This window comes from Mesorhizobium sp. WSM4821 (assembly GCF_055901555.1).
In genome coordinates this window covers 6,966,998-6,989,786 of the sequence record NZ_CM148371.1, presented here as the reverse complement: position 1 = coordinate 6,989,786, position 22,789 = coordinate 6,966,998, and the positions used below count along the sequence as shown (strand labels likewise).

At 63.6% G+C, this 22,789-nt stretch carries 26 protein-coding genes and 1 pseudogene; 14 read left to right on the top strand and 13 right to left on the bottom strand.

Annotation, left to right across the window (positions count from 1 at the left end):
* Positions 1 to 38 precede the first annotated feature (38 nt).
* Together fabF and AC0NID_RS34075 are read right to left on the bottom strand one after the other, a co-directional pair.
* Positions 39 to 1,307, bottom strand: a complete 1,269-nt coding sequence (fabF, locus tag AC0NID_RS34080; RefSeq protein WP_473454939.1) for a beta-ketoacyl-ACP synthase II — start codon at positions 1,305 to 1,307, stop codon at positions 39 to 41.
* Between the two features lie 11 nt (positions 1,308 to 1,318).
* On the bottom strand, positions 1,319 to 1,933 hold the full coding sequence (locus tag AC0NID_RS34075) for a TetR/AcrR family transcriptional regulator (RefSeq protein ID WP_473454938.1): 615 nt from the start codon (positions 1,931 to 1,933) through the stop codon (positions 1,319 to 1,321).
* Positions 1,934 to 2,014: 81 nt separating this feature from the next.
* Here AC0NID_RS34075 and AC0NID_RS34070 point away from each other — a divergent pair, with 81 nt between their 5' ends.
* The 3 genes from AC0NID_RS34070 (at position 2,015) to AC0NID_RS34060 (ending at position 3,647) form a co-directional block, all read left to right on the top strand.
* Positions 2,015 to 2,377, top strand: coding sequence for a hypothetical protein (locus tag AC0NID_RS34070; RefSeq protein WP_473454937.1), 363 nt, complete (start codon positions 2,015 to 2,017; stop codon positions 2,375 to 2,377).
* A gap of 113 nt (positions 2,378 to 2,490) precedes the next feature.
* Positions 2,491 to 2,949, top strand: a complete 459-nt coding sequence (locus tag AC0NID_RS34065; protein WP_473454936.1) for a nuclear transport factor 2 family protein — start codon at positions 2,491 to 2,493, stop codon at positions 2,947 to 2,949.
* A 329-nt stretch (positions 2,950 to 3,278) separates the two neighbouring features.
* Complete coding sequence (locus tag AC0NID_RS34060; protein ID WP_473454935.1) at positions 3,279 to 3,647, top strand: YciI family protein; 369 nt, start codon at positions 3,279 to 3,281, stop codon at positions 3,645 to 3,647.
* 269 nt (positions 3,648 to 3,916) lie between these two features.
* Here the strand turns inward: AC0NID_RS34060 and AC0NID_RS34055 are convergent, their stop codons facing one another.
* Positions 3,917 to 4,213 (bottom strand): DUF6522 family protein, encoded by a 297-nt coding sequence (locus AC0NID_RS34055; RefSeq protein WP_473454933.1) that lies wholly within the window; start codon positions 4,211 to 4,213, stop codon positions 3,917 to 3,919.
* Between AC0NID_RS34055 and AC0NID_RS34050 the strand changes: the two genes are divergently transcribed.
* A complete protein-coding gene (locus AC0NID_RS34050; protein ID WP_473454932.1) occupies positions 4,130 to 4,333 on the top strand; it encodes a DUF1858 domain-containing protein in 204 nt (67 codons plus the stop codon). The genes AC0NID_RS34055 and AC0NID_RS34050 overlap by 84 nt on opposite strands.
* 6 nt (positions 4,334 to 4,339) lie before the next feature.
* Here the strand turns inward: AC0NID_RS34050 and AC0NID_RS34045 are convergent, their stop codons facing one another.
* Positions 4,340 to 5,044, bottom strand: coding sequence for a Crp/Fnr family transcriptional regulator (locus tag AC0NID_RS34045; RefSeq protein ID WP_473454931.1), 705 nt, complete (start codon positions 5,042 to 5,044; stop codon positions 4,340 to 4,342).
* 407 nt (positions 5,045 to 5,451) lie between these two features.
* Between AC0NID_RS34045 and AC0NID_RS34040 the strand changes: the two genes are divergently transcribed.
* Complete coding sequence (locus AC0NID_RS34040) at positions 5,452 to 5,691, top strand: hypothetical protein (protein WP_473454930.1); 240 nt, start codon at positions 5,452 to 5,454, stop codon at positions 5,689 to 5,691.
* A 249-nt stretch (positions 5,692 to 5,940) separates the two neighbouring features.
* Here AC0NID_RS34040 and AC0NID_RS34035 read toward each other — a convergent pair whose 3' ends face one another.
* The 3 genes from AC0NID_RS34035 to AC0NID_RS34025 form a co-directional block, all read right to left on the bottom strand.
* The gene (locus AC0NID_RS34035) at positions 5,941 to 6,273 is read right to left on the bottom strand and encodes a c-type cytochrome (protein ID WP_473454929.1); all 333 of its coding nucleotides are present in this window, start codon (positions 6,271 to 6,273) and stop codon (positions 5,941 to 5,943) included.
* A gap of 201 nt (positions 6,274 to 6,474) precedes the next feature.
* On the bottom strand, positions 6,475 to 7,953 hold the full coding sequence (locus tag AC0NID_RS34030) for an ATP-binding protein (protein ID WP_473454928.1): 1,479 nt from the start codon (positions 7,951 to 7,953) through the stop codon (positions 6,475 to 6,477).
* Positions 7,950 to 8,669 carry a response regulator gene (locus AC0NID_RS34025; protein WP_473454927.1) on the bottom strand — a complete coding sequence of 240 codons (720 nt, stop codon included), beginning with the start codon at positions 8,667 to 8,669 and terminating at the stop codon, positions 7,950 to 7,952. The genes AC0NID_RS34030 and AC0NID_RS34025 overlap by 4 nt, the downstream gene beginning before the upstream one ends.
* A gap of 317 nt (positions 8,670 to 8,986) precedes the next feature.
* On the opposite strand from AC0NID_RS34025, the gene AC0NID_RS34020 reads away from it, so the two are divergent.
* Genes AC0NID_RS34020 through soxA form a run of 8 tightly spaced genes read left to right on the top strand, consistent with a single transcriptional unit; the run spans position 8,987 to position 15,254 of the window.
* A complete protein-coding gene (locus tag AC0NID_RS34020) occupies positions 8,987 to 9,457 on the top strand; it encodes a (2Fe-2S)-binding protein (protein WP_473454926.1) in 471 nt (156 codons plus the stop codon).
* A 12-nt stretch (positions 9,458 to 9,469) separates the two neighbouring features.
* On the top strand, positions 9,470 to 11,644 hold the full coding sequence (locus AC0NID_RS34015; RefSeq protein WP_473454925.1) for a xanthine dehydrogenase family protein molybdopterin-binding subunit: 2,175 nt from the start codon (positions 9,470 to 9,472) through the stop codon (positions 11,642 to 11,644).
* Positions 11,631 to 11,975, top strand: coding sequence for a c-type cytochrome (locus tag AC0NID_RS34010; protein ID WP_473454924.1), 345 nt, complete (start codon positions 11,631 to 11,633; stop codon positions 11,973 to 11,975). Before AC0NID_RS34015 ends, AC0NID_RS34010 begins: the two co-directional genes overlap by 14 nt.
* Entirely contained in the window at positions 11,962 to 13,224 is a 1,263-nt protein-coding gene (locus AC0NID_RS34005; RefSeq protein ID WP_473454923.1) for an NAD(P)/FAD-dependent oxidoreductase, read from the top strand. The genes AC0NID_RS34010 and AC0NID_RS34005 overlap by 14 nt, the downstream gene beginning before the upstream one ends.
* 5 nt (positions 13,225 to 13,229) lie before the next feature.
* Positions 13,230 to 13,670, top strand: coding sequence for a sulfur oxidation c-type cytochrome SoxX (gene soxX, locus AC0NID_RS34000; RefSeq protein ID WP_473454922.1), 441 nt, complete (start codon positions 13,230 to 13,232; stop codon positions 13,668 to 13,670).
* A 2-nt stretch (positions 13,671 to 13,672) separates the two neighbouring features.
* Entirely contained in the window at positions 13,673 to 14,155 is a 483-nt protein-coding gene (locus tag AC0NID_RS33995) for a SoxY-related AACIE arm protein (protein WP_473454921.1), read from the top strand.
* On the top strand, positions 14,152 to 14,475 hold the full coding sequence (gene soxZ, locus AC0NID_RS33990) for a thiosulfate oxidation carrier complex protein SoxZ (protein ID WP_473454920.1): 324 nt from the start codon (positions 14,152 to 14,154) through the stop codon (positions 14,473 to 14,475). Before AC0NID_RS33995 ends, soxZ begins: the two co-directional genes overlap by 4 nt.
* The gene (gene soxA, locus AC0NID_RS33985; RefSeq protein WP_473454919.1) at positions 14,475 to 15,254 is read left to right on the top strand and encodes a sulfur oxidation c-type cytochrome SoxA; all 780 of its coding nucleotides are present in this window, start codon (positions 14,475 to 14,477) and stop codon (positions 15,252 to 15,254) included. The genes soxZ and soxA overlap by 1 nt, the downstream gene beginning before the upstream one ends.
* 37 nt (positions 15,255 to 15,291) lie before the next feature.
* Here soxA and AC0NID_RS33980 read toward each other — a convergent pair.
* The 6 genes and pseudogenes from AC0NID_RS33980 to argH all read right to left on the bottom strand — a co-directional run.
* A pseudogene (locus tag AC0NID_RS33980) lies at positions 15,292 to 16,149 on the bottom strand (polysaccharide deacetylase family protein); the annotation flags it as partial.
* Between the two features lie 10 nt (positions 16,150 to 16,159).
* Positions 16,160 to 17,551 carry an MmgE/PrpD family protein gene (locus AC0NID_RS33975; protein WP_473454918.1) on the bottom strand — a complete coding sequence of 464 codons (1,392 nt, stop codon included), beginning with the start codon at positions 17,549 to 17,551 and terminating at the stop codon, positions 16,160 to 16,162.
* A gap of 125 nt (positions 17,552 to 17,676) precedes the next feature.
* A complete protein-coding gene (locus AC0NID_RS33970; protein WP_473454917.1) occupies positions 17,677 to 18,519 on the bottom strand; it encodes an ABC transporter substrate-binding protein in 843 nt (280 codons plus the stop codon).
* 50 nt (positions 18,520 to 18,569) lie between these two features.
* Positions 18,570 to 19,340, bottom strand: a complete 771-nt coding sequence (locus tag AC0NID_RS33965; protein WP_473454916.1) for an amino acid ABC transporter ATP-binding protein — start codon at positions 19,338 to 19,340, stop codon at positions 18,570 to 18,572.
* Positions 19,341 to 19,347: 7 nt separating this feature from the next.
* Positions 19,348 to 20,220 carry an amino acid ABC transporter permease gene (locus AC0NID_RS33960; protein ID WP_473454915.1) on the bottom strand — a complete coding sequence of 291 codons (873 nt, stop codon included), beginning with the start codon at positions 20,218 to 20,220 and terminating at the stop codon, positions 19,348 to 19,350.
* Positions 20,217 to 21,683, bottom strand: coding sequence for an argininosuccinate lyase (argH, locus tag AC0NID_RS33955; protein ID WP_473454914.1), 1,467 nt, complete (start codon positions 21,681 to 21,683; stop codon positions 20,217 to 20,219). Before argH ends, AC0NID_RS33960 begins: the two co-directional genes overlap by 4 nt.
* Positions 21,684 to 21,876: 193 nt before the next feature.
* On the opposite strand from argH, the gene AC0NID_RS33950 reads away from it, so the two are divergent.
* Positions 21,877 to 22,779, top strand: coding sequence for a LysR substrate-binding domain-containing protein (locus AC0NID_RS33950; RefSeq protein WP_473455067.1), 903 nt, complete (start codon positions 21,877 to 21,879; stop codon positions 22,777 to 22,779).
* Positions 22,780 to 22,789: the final 10 nt, after the last annotated feature.

The following is a 22,789-nucleotide window of genomic DNA, read 5'->3' as shown; positions in this document are numbered from 1 at the left end:
TTTGTGCTGGATTGCGTTTCGTTCGGTGCTCGCGCCGGTCAGTTGGTCCAGCGTCGGAACAGCGCGCTGGCATTGACTCCTCCGAAGCCGAAGCCATTAGAGATCGCGTAATCCATTCCCATTGGTCGGGCCTGGTCTGCGACGAAGTCGATCCCGTCGCCGGCTGGATCCGGAGCACTCAAATTGAGCGTTGGCGGTGCCACCTGATCCCTGAGCGCCATGATTGCGAAGATGGCTCCAAGCCCGCCGGCGGCTCCGAGCAGGTGTCCGGTCGCCGATTTCGTTGCACTGACAGCAATCTCGAAATCGCGCCCGAATACGCTTTTTATCGCTTCGATCTCACCCAGGTCGCCCACTGGCGTGGCGGTCGCATGCGCATTGAGGTGGCGAACGTCACGCGCCGAAATACCGGCTTGGGCAATTGCGATCTCCATGGCACGGCGCGCGCCGTCGCCGTCCTCGGGACCGGAGGTGACGTGATGAGCATCCGCCGTCGTGCCGTAGCCGACGAACTCGGCGAGCGGTTTCGCACCGCGACCAATCGCGTGGCTCAATTCCTCGATGACCAGGATACCGGCCCCTTCGCCCATCACGAAGCCGTCCCGCAACGTGTCGAAAGGCCGCGAGGCTTGAGCCGGCGCCCAATTGAGGCCGGTCGAAAGAGAGCGTGCGGCAGCAAACCCACCGAGACTGACGATGTTCATGCAGGCTTCCGTGCCCCCGCACACGGCAATATCAGTTTCGTTCGCGCGGATAAGACGGGCCGCGTCACCGATCGCTTGGATGCCGGCGGCGCACGCCGTCACCGGTGCGCCCAATGGACCTTTGAAGCCATGACGGATCGAGATGTGGCCCGCCGCGAGATTCACTAAGAAGGACGGCACCGTAAAGGGCGACAGGCGGCGGGCGCCACGCAGGTCGACCGTGCGCACCGCCGCGGTGATGGCGGGGAATCCGCCGACGCCTGAAGCGATGATCGTTGCTGTGCGCAGGCGATCCGTTTCCAGGGCAGGCTCCCATTTCGCCTGTGCAAGTGCCTCTTCTGCCGCAGCAAGTGCAAAGAGAATGAACCGATCTACCTTGCGCTGATCCTTCGCAGACAGGATGACATCGGGATTGAAACCAGCGTCTGGATCTTCTTCCAGGGAGGGAACCACGCCGCCAATCTTCGCCGGCAGGTCGCGCACCAAATCGTCCGGAAGCCTCCGGATGCCCGAGCGGCCGGCAAGCAGGCGCGACCAGGACGTTTCAACATCGGCAGCAAGGGGTGTGACCGCTCCCATGCCCGTAACGACAATCCGTCGCATCTATTTTCCTATCAGTTTGGGTGCGCCGTCGGCGCTGCCACGCCGTTCAAGCGCCCGGCGGTTTCGCGAACCTGATCGGTCGCCGCATCCAGAAGGGCCTGCGCGAGGTCGGGATCGTTGACGACGCGCGATAACATCAGCGCGCCGACCATCGTCGAGAGAATGGCCATGGCCTTGCCATCGGTATCCTCGCCATTGGTCTCGGCAATGAAGCGGCCGAGGATCTCGAGATGCTGCTTGATCCCGGCTTCGAACGACGCTTTCACGTCCGTGCCCTGTCTGGCGGCATCCGAACCGAGCGCCACGATCGGGCAGCCGTCCATCTTTTCTCCGCGATGGTCCATACTGAGATAGAACGCGATCACCGCGCCAAGCGGATCCTCGGGTTTTGCCACAGTCGCGGCCGACCATCGGTGGGTAGCGCTCTCCATCGCCCGCCTGGACGCCTGCGCAGCCAGGTCCTCCTTTGACGCGAATTGCTTGTAAAAGGCGCCTTGGGTCAGCCCGGCACCCTTCATCAGATCCTTGAGGCCGATGCCGTCAAAGCCTCGCTCCCGAAAAAGGCGACTTGCCACATTGATCACGGTTTCGCGGTTTTCCGCGGCCTGACTGCGACTTACGCGCATCGTCATCTCCTTTTTTAGATTGCATTCGTAATCTATATCCTATATAGAGGTCGAACGCAATCTAAAAACGGAGATTATGAGATGATCCGCAAAACCCTGAGCACATCGCTTCTGGCCGCGCTGTTTCTTGCAACCCCGGCTTTTGCCGGGGAAGCAACCATCGGACGCCCAATCGAAGGCGGCAGCCTGCACGAGGGACACCTCGACATGGTGGTCTACTACGTCCCGGTGCACGGCGACCTCCTGGAGGTCACCGCCACCTTCGCGCCGAAGATCGGAGGCGATCCGCTGCGCGTCGTCATGGGCCTCGCCGACGGCGACTCCGTGGCATTTTCCATGCCAGGCCACCAGGACTGGCTTTACGCGTTCTCAAGGTCGGGCGAGGAGGTGACGGTCTCGACCGAGACTGACACGCATCTGCGGGCCGACGCGACAATGCGTTGACCCGACGTGCAGACCGCAGCCTGCCTGCTGCCGGCCGCGGGCTCTTGCGTCCGCGCGGCGCGCCACACGGCACCCTCGATCACGCCACCAAATAAGTCTGGAGCAGAAGTCAAATGCTATACAGTTATTTTGTCGAGAAATCGATCCGACAGAGCTTCGACCACGTCAACAGCCATCGCTGGGATGAGGCGGTGAAATCACTCGTGCCGCATGTCCATCACCGCGTTTGCGGCGCCCACGCGCTTGGTGGTGAGCGCCACGACAAAGAAGCCGTGCGCCGTTGGTTTGAGCGCCTCGGCCGCGTCCTGCCCAACCTCCATCTCACGGTCAACCATATCTGGGTGAAGGGCTGGCCGTGGCATACCACCGTGTTTGCCCGGTGGGACGGCACCGCAACGCTGCTCAACGGCGACGCGCCGTACGTCAACCGCGGTCTCCACGTGTTCACCCTGCGGTGGGGCAGAGTCTATGCTCTCGAGGAATTTTACGATTCACAAGCAGCGGCCAGCGGTCTTGCCGCCCTAGCGGCAGCTGGCCTCGAAGAAGCTGTCGCCGAACAGATTGTAAGCTAGCAGAAGCGCAGCCCTCCGCGTCCCCATTCCCGCTGGGCTGGCGTTTTTCCTCTCGGAACTCGCAGGTTCGAACAATGCCCGTCTGCCGAATGATGTAAAATCGCTCCAAAGGGCCAGGCTGCTCCAACGGAGAATAAGCGTGCACAAGGCGAGGCCGTTGCGCGCTTCAATCCCGTCATCGCGCCATCGCGATCCCTTGACCTGGAAGCGGCCGCTTGCGCACTGCGCCTCAATTGTCGAAAAAATGCCGGACGATGTCGATTTCCGAAGATCCCGTTCGTCGTTCCGATACCAGGCCGATGAGGGCCGGCTCAACAAGGAGACAGACGATGCGTGTGATGGTGCTGGTGAAGGCGACCGACGACAGCGAAAAGGGCTTTCTCCCCACGCCCGAGGCGAGCGAGGCGATGGCGGAGATGGGCAGATTCAACGACGAGCTTCGCAATGCCGGCATCCTGTTCGCCGCCGACGGCCTCAAGCCCTCCTCGCAGGGAAAGCGTGTTGCGTTCGATGGTCCAGGCCGTACGGTCATCGACGGACCTTTCGCCGAGACCCGGGAACTAGTCGCCGGCTTCTGGCTCTGGGAAGTCAAGGACATGGACGAGGCGGTCGCCTGGGTGAAACGCTGCCCCAATCCGATGCCGGGACCGAGCGAGATCGAAATCCGGCCGCTGTATGAGATGGCTGATTTGCAGTGAGCTGCTAGGCCTGTTCAGCCTTGCACGGCGGCGATGGTGCACTCACCCCGCTACTGGTTTGACAAACGGTTTGAAGATCGAAAGCACCCGCCGCCCTTCTTAACGGCTGGTTGGCCGGCCCACTGTGAACTCGTTGATCGTGGTGTCCTCGGGCTGATCGATCGCGAAGGCCGCGATGTTGGCAATCCGGCCCGGCGAGATGCCGTATTTGATCGTGGATGTTCTATCTGTTCGGCCACTCAGCATGCCGTTCTCTGACGGCGTCCCGCTCAAGTCCGCTTCCGTCTGGGTGCGGCCGCGGTCAGTTCTTGGCTGATGATCTCGCCATCATGATCGACGATCATCGTCAACTCGCGGTCATGATGCCGGAAGGAAAGACGGTGTCTGCCCTCGTCATCGCCAATCTGGTTTCTGTTTGCTGATCCGCAATGACGGGGGCGCTCCGATGCCTGATGATGGTGTTCCAGGAGCGGATAGGAGCCATGAAACCGAAGTTTCACGATGACATGACGATGGACGCAATCATGCGCGAGTGGCCGGACACCATTCGCGTGGTTCTTGATCATGGATTGCTTTGTGTGGGCTGTCCCATTGCATCCTTTCACACGCCTGCGGATGCGGCCAAAGAGCATCAGGTGGACGAAACACGGCTCGTCCACGATCTGGTCGATGCCATGAAGGGATAGGTCGCTTCAACTCTTCTCCGCGCGTCCCTGCGCAAGCAGGAACAGGCGATGCGGTTCGACAATAGTCACTTTCTGGCGGCCGCTCTTGACCAGACCCTTGTCTTCCCAGGAGGTGAGCAGGCGGCTGACCGTATGAAGCGTCGTGCCGGTCATCTCCGCGATGTCCTGGCGTGAGATCGGAAAGTCAATGAGAATGCCTTCATCCGTGGTCTTTCCGGTCTGCTTGACGAGACGTAGCAACGCATGGGCAACGCGCTGTTCCACCTGCTCGGTAGCCATCTCGACGACCCGGCTGTGCGTGTCGTTAAGCCTGGTCCCCACCGTTTTATAGGTGTTGGTGCCAAAATTTGGGAAAGCGGTTGCGAAGTTCGACCAGAGATTGCTCGGCCAGGCCAGCGCCACGCAATCGACCGCTGCGATCGCGCTCGCCGGATAAGTGGATCGGCCCAATGCCTGGGCGATGCCCATCAATTCCCCCGGACTGATGTAGCGCACGATCACCTGCTGACCGTCCGGTGTCGTCTTCACCACGCGGACATGCCCTGCGATCAGGAGGAAGAAGGAATGGGCTTCGCCTTCTTGCTCGAAAACCGCCTCGTCCTTCGCTATCCGCAACGAACGGGCCTTCTGAAGGATGCGATCGAGGTCCGCCGGAGCCACGCCCTGGAATGGAGACAGCCCAGCAATCAGCGAGCGGTCGAGGCGGCTCACGATAACTCCTCCTTCCATCGGGTGGCACTTAAAAGACTCGATGCGCGAATGCATCGCCACAATGTCACATGTGACCGAACGGCGACAAGCCGTCACCAGTGTGGCCTTTTCAAACGCCCGTCGGCTGTGCGCGTACGATGGCCGGCCGATAAAAATTGTAGCCAAATTTGTCGAAGCGACCCGAAATCCAAGAACTACGAGGCTCTCGCGTAGATTCGCATACATTCGGGTACATTTCGATCGTACTCGGGCAAATCCCTGCGACAGGCGTGGCGTAAGTTTCAATCGTGAGCAGGAAGCCTCGTCATGGTGACGAGACAGAAAGCCGACAGCGGTTTCGCAAGCGGGAGTCAACACCGCGCGAGGCGCCTGTTGGCGGTCCGCTCATTCCAAGAAAGGAAAATACGATGAAGAAACTTGTAACGGCTTTCGCCCTTCTCGCCTTGTCGACAGGGGTCTCTTTCGCTGCCAATCAAAACCCGGACCGCGACCCGACCCGCGGGTTCGCTCCTGATGTCGACAAAAGCGAAATGACCTTGGATACGAGTCATACGGCTTCCTTGCCGCTGCCCGTGGTGGCCTCGCAAGAAGGACAACCACAGCCCGGCAAGGTCCATAAGGGTCGTGCACCATGGGCGGGCCGTTAATATACTGAACTTGCCCGATCCAAAAAATGTCCAGTCACCCTCCATGCAACGAGGGTGGTTGGACATGCGGCGCAGGAAAATCGTGCCGCCATCGATGAATCTCGCAGGTCGTTGAATGTGCGGGCCGGACGCTACCGCGTGACCCCACCTTCCAAATAGGCGACAATCGCTGCCCGCTGGGCGGCATTGGCAACGCCCGCTGTCATAGACGTGCCTGGCACCGCCTGTCGCGGTGCCGCGAGAAAGGCATCAAGGGTGCCGCCTTCCCAGACGATGCCCGACTCCCGCAACGCCACCGTATAGCGGCCGCCCTCCACACCCGGCCGTGCGGCCGATGACGCCCGACAGATGCGGGCCAACCCTGTTCTGGCCGGGCTCCAGGCTGTGGCAGGTGCCGCAGCGTTGCCGGAACAGCCGCTCCCCATCAGCCTGCTGCGCGAAAGCGGCGGCCGGCAACAGCAGGCCGGCGGCGAAAAGCCCAGTCAGGAACGCGCGCGCTCGCGTGACAGACGTCGCCAGTGACGCGGCCGCAGTTCCGGCGGAAATGATGTGGTTGCGTGTCGTGGCTTGTGAACGGTTCATCGTATGACCTCTGCAGAACGTTGGGGGAGGGGTTTGCTGGTGACCGGAAGCTCCGGCAGGACCAGCCGCCATCAGCGAGAGCGGCGGCAGGGCCAAGGAAGGTGCTGGGGAAGATGCGGGCGGTGACTTGTCCTTCGTTGCCGCGGCGATGATCGGTTCGTGGCGCGCCAGAGCGTGCTCCGATCGCGGGACGGATTTCGGTCAAACCGGCAAGGATCGCAGTCCGGTCGGAGCGGTCTCAGGCACAGGCGCCGGTGCAAGCTGCTTGGCCATGTCGATCAGCGGCAGCCTGAGGACCGCGCGAAGGCCTTTGCTTTGGTTCTCCAGCACGATGTCGCCGCCGTGATGGCGGGCGATGGCACGGGCAATTGACAGGCCGAGGCCGACGCCGCCGGTCTCCCGGTTGCGCGACTGCTCCAGGCGGAAGAAGGGGGCGAACACCTGTTCCATGTCGCCTGCCGGAATGCCGGATCCGGCGTCCTCGATCACGATGTCAAGGCTGTCGGCACTCCTGACCAGGCTCACCTCGGCATGCTCGCCGTAGCGGACCGCATTTTCGACGAGGTTGCGGATCGCCCGGCGCAGCGAGTCCGGACGGCAACGGTATAGCACTTTGGGCCCGTCGCTGACGGTGACGTCTTGACCCAACTCCGCGAGATCGTCGCAGAGGCTGCCGACCAGCGCCGAAAGATCGACGGTCCGCGTCTCCTCTACCGCGGCGTCCTCGCGCGCGAAGGCGAGCGCCGCTTCCGTCATCGTCTGGATTTCCTCGATGGTCTTCAGCATCTTTTCCTGGAGATCGGGATCCTGGACGAACTCCGCGCGCAGCCGGAGCGAGGTCAGCGGCGTGCGCAGGTCGTGGCTGATCGCCGCCAGCATGCGCGTGCGGTCCTCGACGAAGCGCTGCAGGCGCTCCTGCATGCGATTGAACGCCTCGGCGGTCTGGCGGATGTCGTCCGGGCCGGATTCCGGCAGCCGCGGCACGGCCTCGCCGCGGCCGAACAGTTCGGCGGCATTGGCCAGGCGTCGCAGCGGACGCGCGATTGCCCGCGCCCCGAAGATCGCTATGGCGGACAGGATGAGTGCGGTGAGCGCCAGCGAGATCGCCGACTGCGTCGTCCAGAACGCGTTCGGCATCGCCTTGGCGTAGGCGGCGTTCAGCCAGGTGCTGTCGTCGAGGCGGACGGAAAGGCCCATGCCGTTTGGGGCGGCGTCCATATAAAGAAACTTGGCCGGCCGCGAGAACGGCCTGCCATTGCCGGACAAATCCAGCATGCGCGGCGGCACGGAAGGATCGGCGGCATCGACTGCGCTCGAAGTCTGTCCGTTCATGTAGGCAGCATACTTGCCGGCGATCCCGGGCAGCGGCTTGGCGAGCTGCGTCAGGGCTTCCTGTTGCCAGGCGAGGGGATTGCTGGGGCCGTCATCCGAGGTCCAGAAGCGCGTATAGGCAGTGCCGCTGACGTTGAGGATTTCGGGCCGAAGCGAGGGCGGCGTCGTGTCCAGCAGAAGGGCAAGGGACGACGTGCGGCTGACGAACTCGCCCTTGGCCGCCGCGTGCAGGGCCTGTCCACGCTCGTCCCACGAGATCAGAAAGGTGATCGCCTGCGACAGGGCAAGCGCAAGCAGCACCAGCATGAGGAAGCGGGCCGCCAGGCTGCGTCTCCACAACAGCATCATGCCTGGGCCACCTCGGCCGTGAAGCAGTAGCCGCCGCCCCAGTGCGTCTTGATCAGCATCGGATTCTTCGGGTCCGCCTCGATTTTCTTGCGCAGTCGGCTCACCTGGTTGTCGATGGCCCGATCGAAACCGTCGGCGGTGCGCCCGACCGTGAGGTCGAGCAGTTGATCCCGGCTGAGCACGATCCCGACATGCTCGATGAAGGCGGTCAGAAGGCGGAATTCAGCCGTGCTGAGCGCGACCGCCACGCCGTCGAGCCCAACCAGCTCGCGGCGGCCGACATTCAGCGTCCAGCGGTCGAACCGCAACGCGTTCGACTTGAGACGGCCACGCTGCGGCGGCAGGCTGTGAACGCGCCTGAGCACCGCCTTGATCCGCGCCAGCAATTCCCGCGGATTGAACGGCTTGGTCAGATAGTCGTCGGCGCCGATCTCAAGGCCGACGATCCGGTCGATCTCCTCGGCCATGGCGGTAAGGAAGATGATCGGAACGTCGACCGTCCCGCGCACGTGCCGGCAGGCGCTAATGCCGTCCTCGCCAGGCATCATGATGTCGAGGACGATGAGGTCGGGCAGGCTGCGGTCGAGCAGCCGCTTGAGCGCCGCGGTGCTGTCGGCGACACTGACGCGGTAACCCTGCTGGGTAAGGTACTTCCCCACGAGATCGCGGATGTCCCTGTGGTCGTCGACAACCGCGATGTGCTGCGCTGCTTCCATGCATTGCTCCAAGGCCGCCAAATAGTCGGCCAGTATCGGCGATATCTAGTTCGCGTCTACACCGATGATCACCTTCCGCACCATGGCGGCAAGCTCGCGCGGGTTCAACAAAACGTGAGAAGTGTAACGAAATGTATCAGGGCTCGCGCCTGCGACAGCTTGCGATGAACTACCGGTCGTCCGGACAAGGTTCTGCGACAGCTCCCGGCTAGCTTGGCCTCGTCGCTAGCCGGGGCTTCCGGTCTTCACCGCCAGGCCATGCCGCGCGGCATCCGGACGGCGGTCCTCGCCAGCCTTTGACCGAAAGGATTTGCACAATGGCCAGACTAACCATCAACGGCGCGCCACGTGATATCGAGGTCGATCCGGACACGCCGCTGCTGTGGGTGATCCGCGAGCAGATCGGGCTTACCGGGACAAAATACGGTTGCGGGGTTGCGGCTTGCGGCGCCTGTACCGTCCATATAGACGGCGTCGCCACGCGCTCCTGCGTGCTTCCGGTGAGCGCGGTCGAGCCGGACCAGCAAATCACCACGATCGAGGGGCTTTCGCCGGACAGTTCGCATCCGGTCCAGCAGGCGTGGCTGGCACTCGATGTGCCGCAATGCGGCTACTGCCAGGCCGGCATGATCATGGCCGCGGCGGGTCTGCTCATGCAGAACCCGAATCCGACGGACGAGGACATCAACGCCGAGATCACCAATATCTGCCGCTGCGGCACCTACAACCGGGTGCGCGCCGCGATCAAGCTGGCCGCCAATAGCGGTGAATCTGTGCAGCGCGGTTGAAGGAGAACGGTCATGAACGCCATAATTTCCATCTCCCGCCGCAGCTTCATCGTCGGCGTGGCCACCACGGCCGGCGGCCTGTCCCTAGGCTTCAACCTGCCGTTCATCAAGCCTGCGCTTGCCGAGGGCGCCGAGACTGGGCCGGAGATCAATGCCTGGGTGGTGATCAGGCCCGACGACACGGTTGTCATCCGCATCGCCCGCTCCGAGATGGGGCAGGGGACGCTGACCGGCCTGGCGCAACTCGTCGCCGAGGAGTTGAATTGCGACTGGTCCAAGGTCACGACCGAATATCCGTCGCCGGCCCAGAACCTCGCGCGCGATCGCGTGTGGGGCAACTTCTCGACCGGGGGCAGCCGCGGCATCCGCGAGTCGCACGAATATGTTCGCATTGGTGGCGCCGTCGCGCGCGAGATGCTGATCGCCGCCGCGGCCGCCGAATGGGGTGTGCCGGCCAGCGAATGCACTGCAAGGATGGGTATCGTCACGCATCCGGCATCGGATCGCGCCACCTTTTATGGACAGCTGGCCGCCGCCGCCGCGCGGATGGCGCCGCCTGCCAATGTCACGCTGAAGGACCCGAAGGACTGGACCATAGCCGGCAAGCCGCTGCCGCGGCTCGACACCGCCGACAAGCTCAACGGCAGCCAGGTCTACGGCGTCGACCTCAAGCTGCCGAACATGCTCAACGCGGCGATCCGGGCCTGCCCGTATTTCGGCGGCAAGGTGGAGAGCTTCGACGCGGCGGCGGTGGCTGAAATGCCCGGGGTGCGCACCGTCGTTCAGGTCGACGAGACCGCGGTTGCGGTTGTCGCCGATACGTGGTGGCGGGCGAAGACCGCTCTCGACGCCCTGCCGGTCGTCTGGGACGAAGGTCCCAACAGGCAGGTCACCAGCGCCTCGATCGCGGCGATGCTCGAAGAAGGGCTCGGCGCGAATGACGCCTTCATCGGCGCCCAGCAGGGCGATACTGGTGCTGCCCTGTCCGCGGCTGACCGGACGGTCACGGCGACCTATGCCTTCCCCTATCAGAACCACGCGACCATGGAACCGATGAACGCGACGGCGCTCTACACGCCGGAGCGCTGCGAGGTATGGGTGCCGACCCAGAACGGCGAGGCGAGCCTTGCGGCGGCGGCCGAGGCCGCCGGCCTGCCGGTGCAGCAATGCGAGGTGCACAAGATCCATCTCGGCGGCGGCTTCGGCCGGCGCGGCAACTTCCAGGACTACGTTCGTCAGGCGGTCAGTATCGCCAAACAGGTGCCGGGAGCGCCGGTAAAGCTCGTCTGGTCGCGCGAGGAGGACATGCTGCACGGCGCCTACCATCCGACCACGCGATGCCGGCTGACCGGTGCGCTTGACGCGGACGGCAACCTGACCGCTTTGCACATGCGCATATCCGGCCAGTCGATCCTTGCCGCAGTGCGGCCGGAAGGCATGCAGAACGGTATGGACCCGGTGGTCTTCCAGGGCCTCGTCCTCAATGGCGCGGAAGGCACGCTGGGATATACGGTGGACAATCTGCTTGTCGACCATGCCATGCGCAACCCGCCGATCCCGCCAGGCTTCTGGCGTGGCGTGAACCTCAACCAGAACGCGCTCTACGTTGAGTGTTTCATGGACGAACTCGCCCATGCGGCCGGCGTCGACCCGCTCGCCTTCCGACGCAAGCTGATGGCCAACCATCCGAAGCACCTCGCCGTGCTGGAGGCGGTTGCCGAGCGGATCGGCTGGGATACCCCGCCCGCGGCAGGCGTTCACCGCGGCCTGGCGCAGATCATGGGCTTCGGCAGTTATGTGGCGGCGGCGGCGGAGGTATCGGTCACCGACGGGCAGCTCAGGATTCTCCGTATCGTGGCGGCCACCGATCCGGGTCATGTCGTCAACCCCGCACAGGTGGAGCGGCAGGTCGAAGGCTCCTTCGTCTATGGTCTATCCGCCTGCATCTACGGCGAATGCACCGTCAATGGCGGCCGCATGGAACAGGAGAACTTCGACAGCTACGAGGTCGTGCGCATGGCCGACATGCCAGCGGTGGAAACGATCATACTGCCGTCCGGCGGCTTCTGGGGCGGCGTTGGCGAGCCGACCATCGCGGTCGCAGCACCCGCCGTCCTCAATGCGATCTTCGCCGCCACCGGAAAGCGCATCCGCACGCTGCCGCTGAAGAACCATGACCTCGCATGACGTGGAGCGCTCGAAGGACAGGCGCGGCGAACGATCGCTCGCGCCCGTCTTGCTTATGACGCTCGTGGCTAGCGCGCCGGCATGGGCCGACGCGGCGCCCGGTGCGGCGGCATGCACCGGTTGTCATGGGCCAGCGGCGCTCGGCTCAGCCATCCCCTCGCTCGACGGCCACGCGGCGGCCGACATCGTCGCCCAGATGCAGGCCTTCCGTTCCGGTGAGCGTGAGGCGACGGTCATGGACCGCATCGCCAGGGGATTTACCGAGGAGGAGACGCGCGCCATCGCCGAATGGCTCACCAAGTCGGAGGCGGCACGCCATGCCCAGCCGTAGAGCCTTGATCGGCGGCGCGGCGGCCAGCGTCGCCGCGGCCGTCCTTGCCGCGCCGCAGGTGCGTGCGCAGGCACAGCCCCACGTGGTCGTGGTCGGCGGCGGCTTTGCCGGGGCAAGCTGCGCCCGCGGACTGAAGCAGCTGGATCGTGACCTTGCCGTGACGCTGATCGAGCCGGAGGCGGACTATCTGGCCTGCCCGTTCAGCAATGCCGTGCTTGCAGGGCTGCGCGGCATCGAGGCGCAGACCTTCCGCTATGACCGGTTCGGCGATGTCGGGCTGATCCGCAGGCGCGCTGTCGCCGTCGATGCCGAGCGCCGGCGCGTCCGGCTGGATGACGGTACGGACATCGGCTACGTCAGGCTGGTGCTGGCGCCGGGTGTCGCCCTGCGCTTCGACGCGCTGCCGGGCTACGACGAGGCGGCGGCGGAGATCATGCCACATGCCTGGAAGGCGGGGGCGCAGACGCTGCTGCTGCGCGACCAGCTCACGGCGATGCCGGACGGTGGGGTCGTCGTCCTCTCAGCGCCAGCCAACCCGTTCCGCTGCCCGCCCGGCCCCTACGAGCGGGCAAGCCTGATCGCGCACTACCTCAAGACCAGCAAGCCGCGCTCCAAGCTGATCATCCTCGACGCCAAGGACGCCTTTTCGAAGCAGCGGCTGTTCGAAGCCGCCTGGCGGGAACTCTATCCCGGCCTGATCGAATGGGTGCCGCTGTCCTCGGGCGGCAGGGTGACGGAAGTCGACCCGGCGACAAGGACGCTGGTAACCGAGTTCGACAGCCACAAGGCCGATATCGCCAACGTGATCCCGCCGCAGCGCGCGGGCAGGATCGCGCAGTCAGCCGGCGTCGCGGATCAGACGGGCTGGTGCCCGATCGACCCGGTCACCTTCGAGTCCCGCCTGCAGCCGGCGATCCACGTCGTCGGCGACGCGGCAATCGGCGGGGCGATGCCGAAATCCGCCTTCAGCGCCAACGCCCAGGCAAAAGCCTGCGCCGCGGCGGTCGCCGCCCTGGTCAGGGACCGGCAGCCGGCGCAGCCGAAGCTCATCAATACCTGCTATAGCCTGGTCGCGCCCGGCTACGGCATTTCGATCGCCGGCGTCTACCAGCCGCGCGACGGCCTGCTTGCCGAGGTCGAGGGTGCGGGCGGCACCAGCCCGCTCGAAGCGCCGCCCTCCGTCCGCGAATTGGAGGCCGCCTATGCGCAGGACTGGTTTCGGACGATCACCAGTGAAGTGTTCGGATGACGAGGATGGCTTGTCTCGCTCTTACCGGATTGCTGCTTGCGGGCTCGCCCGGTGCCGGCGAGGAGGGTTCCTATGCCGTGACCGGCGACGCGATCATGGGGCCTCTGGTCGGCGGCAAGGGTGATCCTGCGCGCGGCGCCGCGCTGATCTCGGACCGGCAGCGCAGCCTCTGCACGCTCTGCCACAGTGGGCCATTTCCCGATGCGCATCTGCACGGCACGCTGGCACCCGACCTGACAGGCGTCGGGGCAAGGCTTTCTGAAGGCCAGATCCGGCTGCGCGTGGCCGACATGAAGTGGCTGGCGCCGAATACGATCATGCCCTCCTACTACCGGATCGCGGATGAGGAAGGCCGGCGCGTTGCCACCGTCTGGCGCGGCAAGCCGATCCTGACCGGCGCCGATATCGAGGACATCGTCGCCTATCTCGCCACGCTGAAGGGGTGATCATGCACGAAGACCCGCTTCGAGTTCACGGAAGGTTGGTCGGACGGCGGCAACTTCTTCGGGCCGGCATGACCGGCCTGCTGGTAATCAGTCTGCCGCGCTGGGCCATTGCCCGTCCGAGCCTCGACGAAGCGATCCGCGCCTTCGCCGGGGGAGCCGACATTCTCGACGGCCGCGTCCGGCTCGACCTGCCGCCTCTGGTCGAGAACGGCAATGCGGTTGGGATCACAGTCGCCGCCGAGAGCCCGATGAGCGCGGGCGATCATGTCCGGCGCATCGCGGTCTTCAACGAGAAGAACCCGGAAGCGAATGTCGCGGTCTTCCATCTCGGGCCGCGCTCCGGCCGCGCCGCCGTCTCGACGCGGATTCGGCTTGCTAGCTCGCAGGTGGTGGTCGCGGTCGCGGAGATGAGCGACGGCAGCTTCTGGTCGAGCAGGGCGAGCGCGATCGTCACGCTGGCCGCCTGCATCGAGGATCTGTCATGACGACGCGTGCGATGATCAATGTGCCGAAAGCGGTCAAGCAGGGGGAGGTCGTCGAGATCAAGGCGATGATCGCGCATCCGATGGAAACCGGCTACCGTGTCGGCCCGAACGGCTCCAACATCCCCCGCGACATCATCCGCCGCTTCGCTTGCACCTATGACGGCGAGGAGGTGTTTTGGGCCGATCTCCACCCGGCAGTGTCGGCCAATCCCTTCTTCGCCTTCACGCTCGTCGCCACCACGAGTGGCACGATCGAGTTCGCCTGGACGGACGATGCCGGGAAGACGCAGACCGCGTCGGCCGAGATCACGGTGAGCTGATGCGCGCCCTCTGGGGCTTGGCGGGGATCATTGCGGCGTTTGTCTGCGGCTTGGCCGTCGCTGCCGGCATCGAAGACGGCGAGAAGCGCTCGGGCTTCGATTTCATGACGCCGCAGACGCAGGCTTTGCAGGCCGACGACATGAGCAACCCCGGCATGCTGTGGGTGCTGCAGGGCGAGCAGCTCTGGCAGCAGGCGGAAGGAAGGGTGGGTGTCGCCTGCTCCGGCTGCCATGGCGACGCCTCCCGGACCATGCGCGGCGTTGCCGCGCGCCACCCGGCCCTTGACGAGGCGACGGAACGACCGATCGATCTGGCCGGGCGTATCAACTCCTGCCGAACGCGGCGGCAGCAGGCCGAGCCGCTGGCGCCTGAGTCTGATGCGTTGCTCGCCCTGACGACCTATGTGGCGCACCAGTCGCGCGGCATGCCAATCACGCCGGCAGCCGACTCTCGGCTCGCGCCGTTCCGCGACAACGGCCGGCGTCTGTTCCAGAGCCGCATCGGCCAGCTCGATCTCGCCTGTGCCTCCTGCCACGACGGCAATTGGGGCAAGCGGCTCGGCGGCAGCGTCATCCCGCAGGCACATCCGACCGGCTATCCGCTCTACCGGCTTGAATGGCAGACGGTCGGCTCGCTGCAACGGCGCCTGCGAAACTGCATGATTGGGGTCAGGGCCGAGCCCTTCGCCTTCGGCGCGCCCGAACTCGTCGACCTGGAACTCTACCTCATGGAACAGGCCCGGGGCCTGCCGATCGAGACGCCGGCCGTGCGGCCGTGACGCCGCTGGCAAGGCCCGCCGGCGAAGGGGAGGCCGCTTCACAGGCTTCAAAGTGGTCAACGATCTGCCGGCCGGTCGCGATCCAGACATCGGATTTACTCTGCACGTGCCGCAGAAAGTCGCGTAGGCAGTGCCAGCGCATTGGCCGCCCGGAGACTTGCGGATGCAGTACCAGCGTGGTCACGCCGCCCCAGGCGTGGGTCGCTTCGAATTCGTCGATCCAAAGCGGCAGAATGGCTTCGCGGCCAAACAACGGTCGTGGGCTGGCACGGCTCGACATGCCGAAGTTCCAGTCATCGAAGGCGAAGTTGACCGGAATTTCAACCGGTCCGGCAACGCCGTTGTGGGATGCATGCCGATAAGGCAGGATGTCGTCGCGGAAGGAACTGGAATAGCGGATGCCGGATTTTGCGAGATAGGCCAGAAGTTCCGGAAAATTCTCGCCCGAAGGTGCCCGATAGCCGACCGGTCTTACGCCGAGCGCCTTTTGCAGCGCCTCGAAACCGCGGTCGATTTCCTCAAATGCCTCCTCCAGCTTCTCGCGCTCCGGCAATTTATGCAGATAGCCATGATGGCCGATTTCATGGCCCGCTTTCACGATGTCCTCGCATGCGGCAAAGTGGGCGAGCGCCGTCCAGCCTGGTGTGAAGAACGTTCCCTTCAGGGAAAGTTCGTCCATCAACTCGAGAATCCTGCCTATCCCGACACGGGCGTCGTAACCACCATGCGACGTGGTTACCATGCGATCGACATTCGATGGATTGTTGCCGATCCAGGCTGTCTCGGCGTCGACGTCGAAACCGATGAACAAAGCGCTCTTCGCACCGTTCGGCCAGGTCATCGGTGGTGCTTTCGGAGCCGGATTGAGCGGGCGTGGGCTGAGATCGTGGGTCAAAAGGCGCACCTCATTGGAACAGCGGGCGGGTGCCGGCATCGCCTTCAAGCATAGCCTCCAGCGTGCGGCAGTCTTCGAGATTTTCAAGATCGGCAAGGGCGGACCACAGTCTTGCCGCCTGCTCGGCCGGCAGGCTCATGGTTGCCAATTCGTGGAATTTTGCCTCGATCGCGGTCGGTTGCATGGGTCTTTCCGCTGATCCCGTGGCGCGCGGGACCATACGCGAAACGCTTGGACCATCCTCGAAGACGAGAGTCACGACCGGCTCATCCAGCGGCAACATGGTCTCATCGATACTGAGATGCATTTTTTGCATCAGTGCATGCACGCGGCTGTCGGCGCGGCGCTTGGCGCAATAGGCTTGCAGGCCGGCTGTGCCGAATACGCAGCGGGCGGCGAGCGCGTAGGGAAGGCTCATCTGGGTCGGCGCCATTGCGCCATTTTGCTTGGCGCCGCACATCCCCATCAGCATGGCGCTCATGCGCAGTCCGATCGTATCGATTTGGGCGGGATCGCGCCCTGTTTCGTTAAGCAGGTCCTCGAGTGCGTCAATCGCGGAATGAGCGCCCCGGCAGGACGCATAAGGTTTCAGCACGGCACGTTTGATCTTCCAGATTTCGCCAAGATCCTCGCAAAGCTTCGGCGGCTGGCAGGCGTCCTTGTTGAAAGTACGAAAGAAGCCGCCCCAGACGTCGTCGAAGACCATCGAGGGACCAGCAAAATCCTGCGCCGCCAAAAGGGCGGCGAGCAGGCCGCCTTCAGCCGCACGGCCGGCATGGATCTTCTTGGCCTGCGATCCGTCATGAATGAAGGCCCAAAGGCCGGACGAGAAACTGGTAGCGAGTGTGATGGCGTGTCGCGTGGCGAGCGCATCAAGGCCGCGAAGATTGGCAACGGCCGCGGCGGCGGCGAGCGTGCCGCATGTGCCTGTCGAGTGCCAGCCGAGACTATTGTGGCTGTCGTAGCCACCGGTCGCCTCAAGGACGCGCCGTCCGACGTCGTATCCGGCGACGACCGCCGCGATCAGTTCCTTGCCGGATATTGCGTGCGGCGATTCCGCCAGGGCGGCGAGTACGGCAGGTATCACGACGGCACCCGAGTGGTCACAGCCGCCTGAATCGTCCAGTTCGAAGGCGTGGGCGGCAACGCCGTTGACCAGCGCGGCATCGCGCGCGCCGGCGTGCTCGGCGGTGCCCCAGATACGGGCATTGCCCTCCGACCGGATCACCTGTCGCGCTATTCGGAACTCGTTCGAGCGGGTGCCGGCCAGAGCGGCGCCGAGCGTGTCGGCAATGTGTATTTTCGTCTTTTCGATGATTTCGGCCGGAAGCAATTCGAAGCGAAGGGTCGAAACGAAAGATGCCAGCCTGTCGACAGGGGCGTCGTCGAGAACGCGGGGCATGGTTGTCTTCTCTGGGTACAGGAACTGGGTCGGCATCCCGTGTTTCGTCTGCGGCGTTAGCGCGCGGCCAGTAGTCATGGGTGCCTGGCCCCGGCCGATCGGGTCGGGGCCAGGATGTGTTCGCGCTACTTGACGGCATTGCCGTTAATGTAGATTCCTTCGAGTAGGGTGCCTTCGAGGCCATGCTTGGCGAAGATCGCCTTGTATTCTCCACTGTCTATCAATGCCTTGAGGGCGGCTGCATAGGCGTCGCGCAGTTCGGTGTCCTTCTTGGCGAAGCCGATGCCTTGGTAGACAGCGGTGAAGGGTTCGCCGACAACAGCATAGGTGTCTTTTTCGAGGTTCAGTAGGTAGGGGAGCGTTTCGGAGCCCTGCACCGCTGCATCCACGCGGCCCTGCTTCAACTGCGCGCGGGCATCGGCCGAACCTTCCGTGCCGACGACCTTGATGGCCGGCAGGCCGGCAGCTTCGCAATTCGCGGCGCTCCACTTCGCCGTTTCATCCGGGAAGGAGGTGCGGCGGCTCATGCCGACGGTCTTGCCGCAGAAGTCGGTCAGCGTCTTGAGCTCATCCTTGCGGGCAAAGGTCGTGTAGAACTGGGCGCCGGACTTCATGTAGTCGACGAAGTCGAGCGTATCGCGGCGCTTCGGCAGGTCGCTCATGCCGCTGTGGATGAGGTCGACGCGGCCGGTGGTCAGCGAGGAGATCATCTGCTCGAAGCCGATGTCGGCCCACTCGACCGTGGTGCCGAGCTGCTTTGCGAGAGCAAGGCCGAGATCGATGTCGACGCCCATCAGTTCGTTGGTCGCCGGATCCTTGTATTCCATCGGAGGGTAGTTCGGCTGGTTGGCGACGATCACCTTGCCGGCTGACTTGATTCGTTCCGGCAGTCCTTCGGCATTGACCGAGGTGGCGGCAAGGCATGTAACGGCGACCATTGCGAGATATTTGTTCATGTGGTTCCCCATTTCTGATCCTGGTTTGGTACTGGAAGATTTTTCAAACCCGCCAGTTTTTCTCAGCTGTGAACGGCCCTGATGAATTCTTCCGTTCTGGCACTTTTCGGGGCACTGAGAACCTCCGATGCCAAGCCTGTTTCAACCACTTTTCCGGTCTCCATGAACGTGACGGTATTGGCCACATTGCGTGCGAAACCCAATTCGTGAGTGACGACGATCATGGTCATTCCGGACGCTGCCAGATCTTTCATGACGTCGAGGACTTCCGAGACGAGTTCCGGATCGAGCGCCGATGTGGGCTCGTCGAAGAGAATGACATCCGGCTGCATGCCCATGGCGCGGGCGATGGCGACGCGCTGCTGCTGGCCGCCCGAAAGTTCAGACGGGTAATGATTTGCCTTTTCCGTGAGACCGACGCGTTCTAGCAAGGCGTGGGCTCGCTCGCGTGCCTCCTTGGCCGGTTCGCCCAGCACATGCACCGGGCCTTCGGTAATATTCTCGATCGCGGTTTTATGCGGGAACAGGTTGAACCGCTGGAAGACCATGCCGATGCGTCGACGCTGACGGGATATTTCCGCGTCGCTGATCTCGTGCAGATTGTTGCCTTCCCGCCGATAGCCCATCAGTTCGTCGTCTACCCAGATGGCGCCTCCATCCAAGCGCTCAAGCAGGTTGATGCAGCGCAGGAGCGTGCTCTTTCCGGAGCCGGACGGACCGATGACGCAGCTCACTTCGCCGCGAGCAACGTCCATGCTGACCTTGTCGAGGGCGCGGAAGTCTCCGTAATTCTTTACAACGTCGACGGCTTTTATGAGGGTGTCCTTGTTCATGACGACCTCACATCGATGCGCGGATAGATTTCGAACCGCGTCCGAAATAGCGTTCGATGTAGTGCTGGCCGACCGACAGGACGGAAACCACGGCGAGGTACCAGAAGCTTGCCACCAGCAGCAGTTCAAGAACGCGGGTGTTGGCGAAGTAGATTATCTGGGCGTTGTGCAGTATTTCGGAATATTGGATGACGCTTGCCAGCGATGTCAGCTTTACCATGCCGATCACTTCGTTCCCGATCGGAGGAACCATGACACGCATGGCCTGTGGCAGGACGATGCGGCGCAGCATCTTCATCTGTGTCATGCCGATGGTCCGCGCTGCTTCGTACTGACCGCTGTCTACCGCGAGAAGACCGCTTCGCACGACTTCCGAGGTATACGCTCCCTGTGAGATGCCGAGGCCGAGCATGGCGGCAACGAAAGGCGTCATGATATCCACTGTCCTGAACTCGAAGAGGCCAGGGATTCCCATGGTCGGAAATATCAGTGCCAGATTGAACCATAGCATCAGTTGCAGCAGAGCCGGTGCCCCGCGAAACACCCAGACATAGCCGATGGCAATCGAAGACAGCACGGGATTACCGGAAATGCGCATGATGGCGATGACGACGCCGAGCACAATACCGAGAGTCATGGCTGCCACGGTCATCAGAAGCGTGTTGACGAGGCCCTCGAGAATGGCCGGCGCGAACAGGAAATCGCGTACGTAGCTCCATTCGATCTGGCCGACGCTGAAAGCACGGACCAGGCCGGCCAGCAGGAGGAGGACGATGGCTGCGGCGACCGTTCGGCCGATAAGGCGCTTCTGCACCAGTTTCAGATGGGCGATCTCGTATTTGTCGTCTGTGCGGGTGGGGCTGATGGTTGCGGCTGTCATCGGCTTCGCAGCTCCTGATCGTCGTTCCTCTGGTGTGCGGCGGTGTGTGCTTTCACGGGCGCCTCGGCGAAGGCGCGGCAGGCCCTTATCGCCGTCTCGAAACGCGCGATCTGTTCGCGGACACGGAGCGGCGCGGTGGCGCCGTAGCCAGTCCTGCTGGCGAGAGCCTTGTCGAGCGCGATAGCGGCAAGCATGCCTGCGTTCAGACGCGAGTCGATCTTCGGCAGATCATCCTCCGTCAGGCCGGCGAGATCATGGCCGCGCTCCTCGCAGTAGCGGACAACCGCGCCGGTTATCTCATGCGCCTCCGCGAAGGGCACGTTCTGCCCGACCAGCCAGTCGGCGACCTCGGTTGCCAGCGTGAAGCCTTTTGGAGCCTCCTCACGCAGTTTCTCGACGTCGAACTCGAGCGTAGCAACCATGCCGGAAAAGGCCGGAAGAACCAGATCGAGGATGTCGATCGTCTCGAACAGGCTGCGCTTGTCTTCGGCCAGGTCGCGATTGTAGGCAAGCGGCATGGCCTTCATCGTGGCGAGGAACCCTGCGACGTTGCCGATCAACGTCCCGGACATGCCCCGCGTCAGCTCGGCGACATCCGGGTTCTTCTTCTGCGGCATGATGGACGAGCCGGTGGAGTATGAATCGTGCAGCCGAATCCAGCTGAATTGCTTGGAGCTCCAGATGCAGATCTCTTCCGCCAACCGCGACAGGTCCACCGCGACGAGTGAGCAGATGAAAAGAAACTCGGCCACGTGGTCGCGGGCCGAGACGGCGTCAATGGAGTTCTCGCAGGCAGCGGAATAGCCGAGCTCGATGGCGGATTGGTCCGGCCGGCAGGCAATGCCGGAACCGGCGAGCGCGGCAGCGCCGAGCGGTGAGCGATCGAAACGACGGTCCCAATCCTGAAGCCGCTGCAGATCGCGCAACAGCGACTGGGCATGCGCCATCAGGTGGTGGCCAAGCACGATCGGTTGTGCCGGCTGGAGATGGGTAAAACCTGGCATGACGGTTTCGGTGTGACGCGAGGCTTGGTCCATCAGGGCTTCCTCGACGGAAATAATGGCCCGCGAGAGTTCGCGGGCCATCCGGCGAAGATAGAGGCGTGTGTTGTTTGCGGTCTGGTCGTTACGGGAACGCCCCGCCCGCAGCTTCCCGCCAACGGCGCCCAGGCGCGCCATCAGCAGACGCTCCAGGAAGGTATGAACGTCCTCGTCGCCGGCGATAGGCTCCTCATGGCCGCTGCCGACGTCCGCCTCGATAGCGTCGAGAGCGGCACGCATGGCGGAGAACTCGCCTTCATCCAGCACGCCGGCACGCTTCAACTCGGAGGCATGGGCGCGCGAGCCGGCAATATCCTCCCGGTACAGGCGGAAATAGGACACCGGAGCGCGCGACAGATTGGCCAAGGCTTCCGACGGTCCGGACTTGAAGCGTCCACCCCAGAGCTGAGTGGGTTCAGGCATTCGTATTCCCCTGTTTGTTTATACTTTCGGCAAGGTTCCCATGTGCCCCTTTGTTGTGCAAATGAAGTTATTTCACTTCGCTATGACAAGAACGACTAGCTCGAATATCCCGTAGGGTTTATTGGCATTCATGCGAAAAACGCGGCCATGACGGATGCGTGACATGGTCAACGGGGATGAAGCGGAGAATTGCGTGGCGTCCGGTCGGCAGCGCTTGCCTTCGATAACCGCCCTACAGGTGCTGCTGGCGGTGGCCGAGAGAGGATCGACCAGCGCCGCCGCCGACGGCACTTCCCTGTCGCAGAGCGCCGTAAGCAAGCAATTGCTGGCATTGGAGGACCTGATCGGCAGTCCGGCCTTCATCCGCACACCGCGCGGCATGATACCGACCGAGGTCGGCTCGATCTATATCGAACAGGCGCGGACGGCGTTGAAGGCGATGGAGGACGCTGCGCTGCGCGTCGCGCGCCTGAAACCTGGACCCCGCGTGCTGCGTCTTCAGGTGCCACCCATCTTCGGCGATCGCTGGCTACTGCCGCGCTTCGTGCAGTTCACCGAAAAGCATCCCGAGATCGAGGTGCAGTTCACCACTTTCGTGTCGCCCACCCAGTCGGAGGTTCCCGACGGCATATTCCGTTTCCTTTCGGAGCCTGAGCAAGGGGAGGAGACGCATTATCTTTTCGGGCGCGAGGTGCTCTTGGTGAGCGCGCCATCCTACTGGGAAAAAGCCGGTCGGCCTGAGACGATTGCGGATATGGCCAACGGCGTGATGCTGGAGCATCCCCAGACCCCGCTGCATTGGCGACACTTTGCCGAGAGTCGTGGCGAAGCCGGGCTGGAAGCGCGGCATACCACGCGCTTCGGCTACTACACCATGGTGATTCGCGCCGCGCTCGCCGGACAGGGCATGGCGTTGATCCCGCGCGGCTTGATGCTCGACGATCTGGCAGCCGGGCGGCTCGCCAACCCGAGCAGTTTCGGCTACCGCAGCGACTACGGCTACTGGTTCGCGAAGCCGCAAGACATCGCGCCGAGCGCATCGATGCAGACCTTCGAGAAGTGGCTGATGGCGGAAACCGAAGGGACGCGGGACTGAACGTTGCGCC

Bases quoted from the DNA above. Each gene is read 5' to 3' on its own strand.
- AC0NID_RS34065 (WP_473454936.1), top strand. From the start codon at position 2,491: ATGCTATACAGTTATTTTGTCGAGAAATCGATCCGACAGAGCTTCGAC.
- AC0NID_RS34005 (WP_473454923.1), top strand. From the start codon at position 11,962: ATGCCCAGCCGTAGAGCCTTGATCGGCGGCGCGGCGGCCAGCGTCGCC.
- AC0NID_RS34040 (WP_473454930.1), top strand. From the start codon at position 5,452: ATGAAGAAACTTGTAACGGCTTTCGCCCTTCTCGCCTTGTCGACAGGG.
- AC0NID_RS33970 (WP_473454917.1), bottom strand. From the start codon at position 18,519: ATGGGGAACCACATGAACAAATATCTCGCAATGGTCGCCGTTACATGC.
- fabF (WP_473454939.1), bottom strand. From the start codon at position 1,307: ATGCGACGGATTGTCGTTACGGGCATGGGAGCGGTCACACCCCTTGCT.
- AC0NID_RS34010 (WP_473454924.1), top strand. From the start codon at position 11,631: ATGACCTCGCATGACGTGGAGCGCTCGAAGGACAGGCGCGGCGAACGA.
- AC0NID_RS34075 (WP_473454938.1), bottom strand. From the start codon at position 1,933: ATGCGCGTAAGTCGCAGTCAGGCCGCGGAAAACCGCGAAACCGTGATC.
- AC0NID_RS33965 (WP_473454916.1), bottom strand. From the start codon at position 19,340: ATGAACAAGGACACCCTCATAAAAGCCGTCGACGTTGTAAAGAATTAC.
- soxA (WP_473454919.1), top strand. From the start codon at position 14,475: ATGCGCGCCCTCTGGGGCTTGGCGGGGATCATTGCGGCGTTTGTCTGC.
- AC0NID_RS34050 (WP_473454932.1), top strand. From the start codon at position 4,130: ATGAAACCGAAGTTTCACGATGACATGACGATGGACGCAATCATGCGC.
- AC0NID_RS34015 (WP_473454925.1), top strand. From the start codon at position 9,470: ATGAACGCCATAATTTCCATCTCCCGCCGCAGCTTCATCGTCGGCGTG.
- soxX (WP_473454922.1), top strand. From the start codon at position 13,230: ATGGCTTGTCTCGCTCTTACCGGATTGCTGCTTGCGGGCTCGCCCGGT.
- AC0NID_RS34030 (WP_473454928.1), bottom strand. From the start codon at position 7,953: ATGATGCTGTTGTGGAGACGCAGCCTGGCGGCCCGCTTCCTCATGCTG.
- AC0NID_RS34060 (WP_473454935.1), top strand. From the start codon at position 3,279: ATGCGTGTGATGGTGCTGGTGAAGGCGACCGACGACAGCGAAAAGGGC.
- soxZ (WP_473454920.1), top strand. From the start codon at position 14,152: ATGACGACGCGTGCGATGATCAATGTGCCGAAAGCGGTCAAGCAGGGG.
- AC0NID_RS33995 (WP_473454921.1), top strand. From the start codon at position 13,673: ATGCACGAAGACCCGCTTCGAGTTCACGGAAGGTTGGTCGGACGGCGG.
- AC0NID_RS34055 (WP_473454933.1), bottom strand. From the start codon at position 4,213: ATGATCAAGAACCACGCGAATGGTGTCCGGCCACTCGCGCATGATTGC.
- AC0NID_RS33975 (WP_473454918.1), bottom strand. From the start codon at position 17,551: ATGCCCCGCGTTCTCGACGACGCCCCTGTCGACAGGCTGGCATCTTTC.
- AC0NID_RS33960 (WP_473454915.1), bottom strand. From the start codon at position 20,220: ATGACAGCCGCAACCATCAGCCCCACCCGCACAGACGACAAATACGAG.
- AC0NID_RS34020 (WP_473454926.1), top strand. From the start codon at position 8,987: ATGGCCAGACTAACCATCAACGGCGCGCCACGTGATATCGAGGTCGAT.
- AC0NID_RS34025 (WP_473454927.1), bottom strand. From the start codon at position 8,669: ATGGAAGCAGCGCAGCACATCGCGGTTGTCGACGACCACAGGGACATC.
- AC0NID_RS34070 (WP_473454937.1), top strand. From the start codon at position 2,015: ATGATCCGCAAAACCCTGAGCACATCGCTTCTGGCCGCGCTGTTTCTT.
- argH (WP_473454914.1), bottom strand. From the start codon at position 21,683: ATGCCTGAACCCACTCAGCTCTGGGGTGGACGCTTCAAGTCCGGACCG.
- AC0NID_RS34035 (WP_473454929.1), bottom strand. From the start codon at position 6,273: ATGAACCGTTCACAAGCCACGACACGCAACCACATCATTTCCGCCGGA.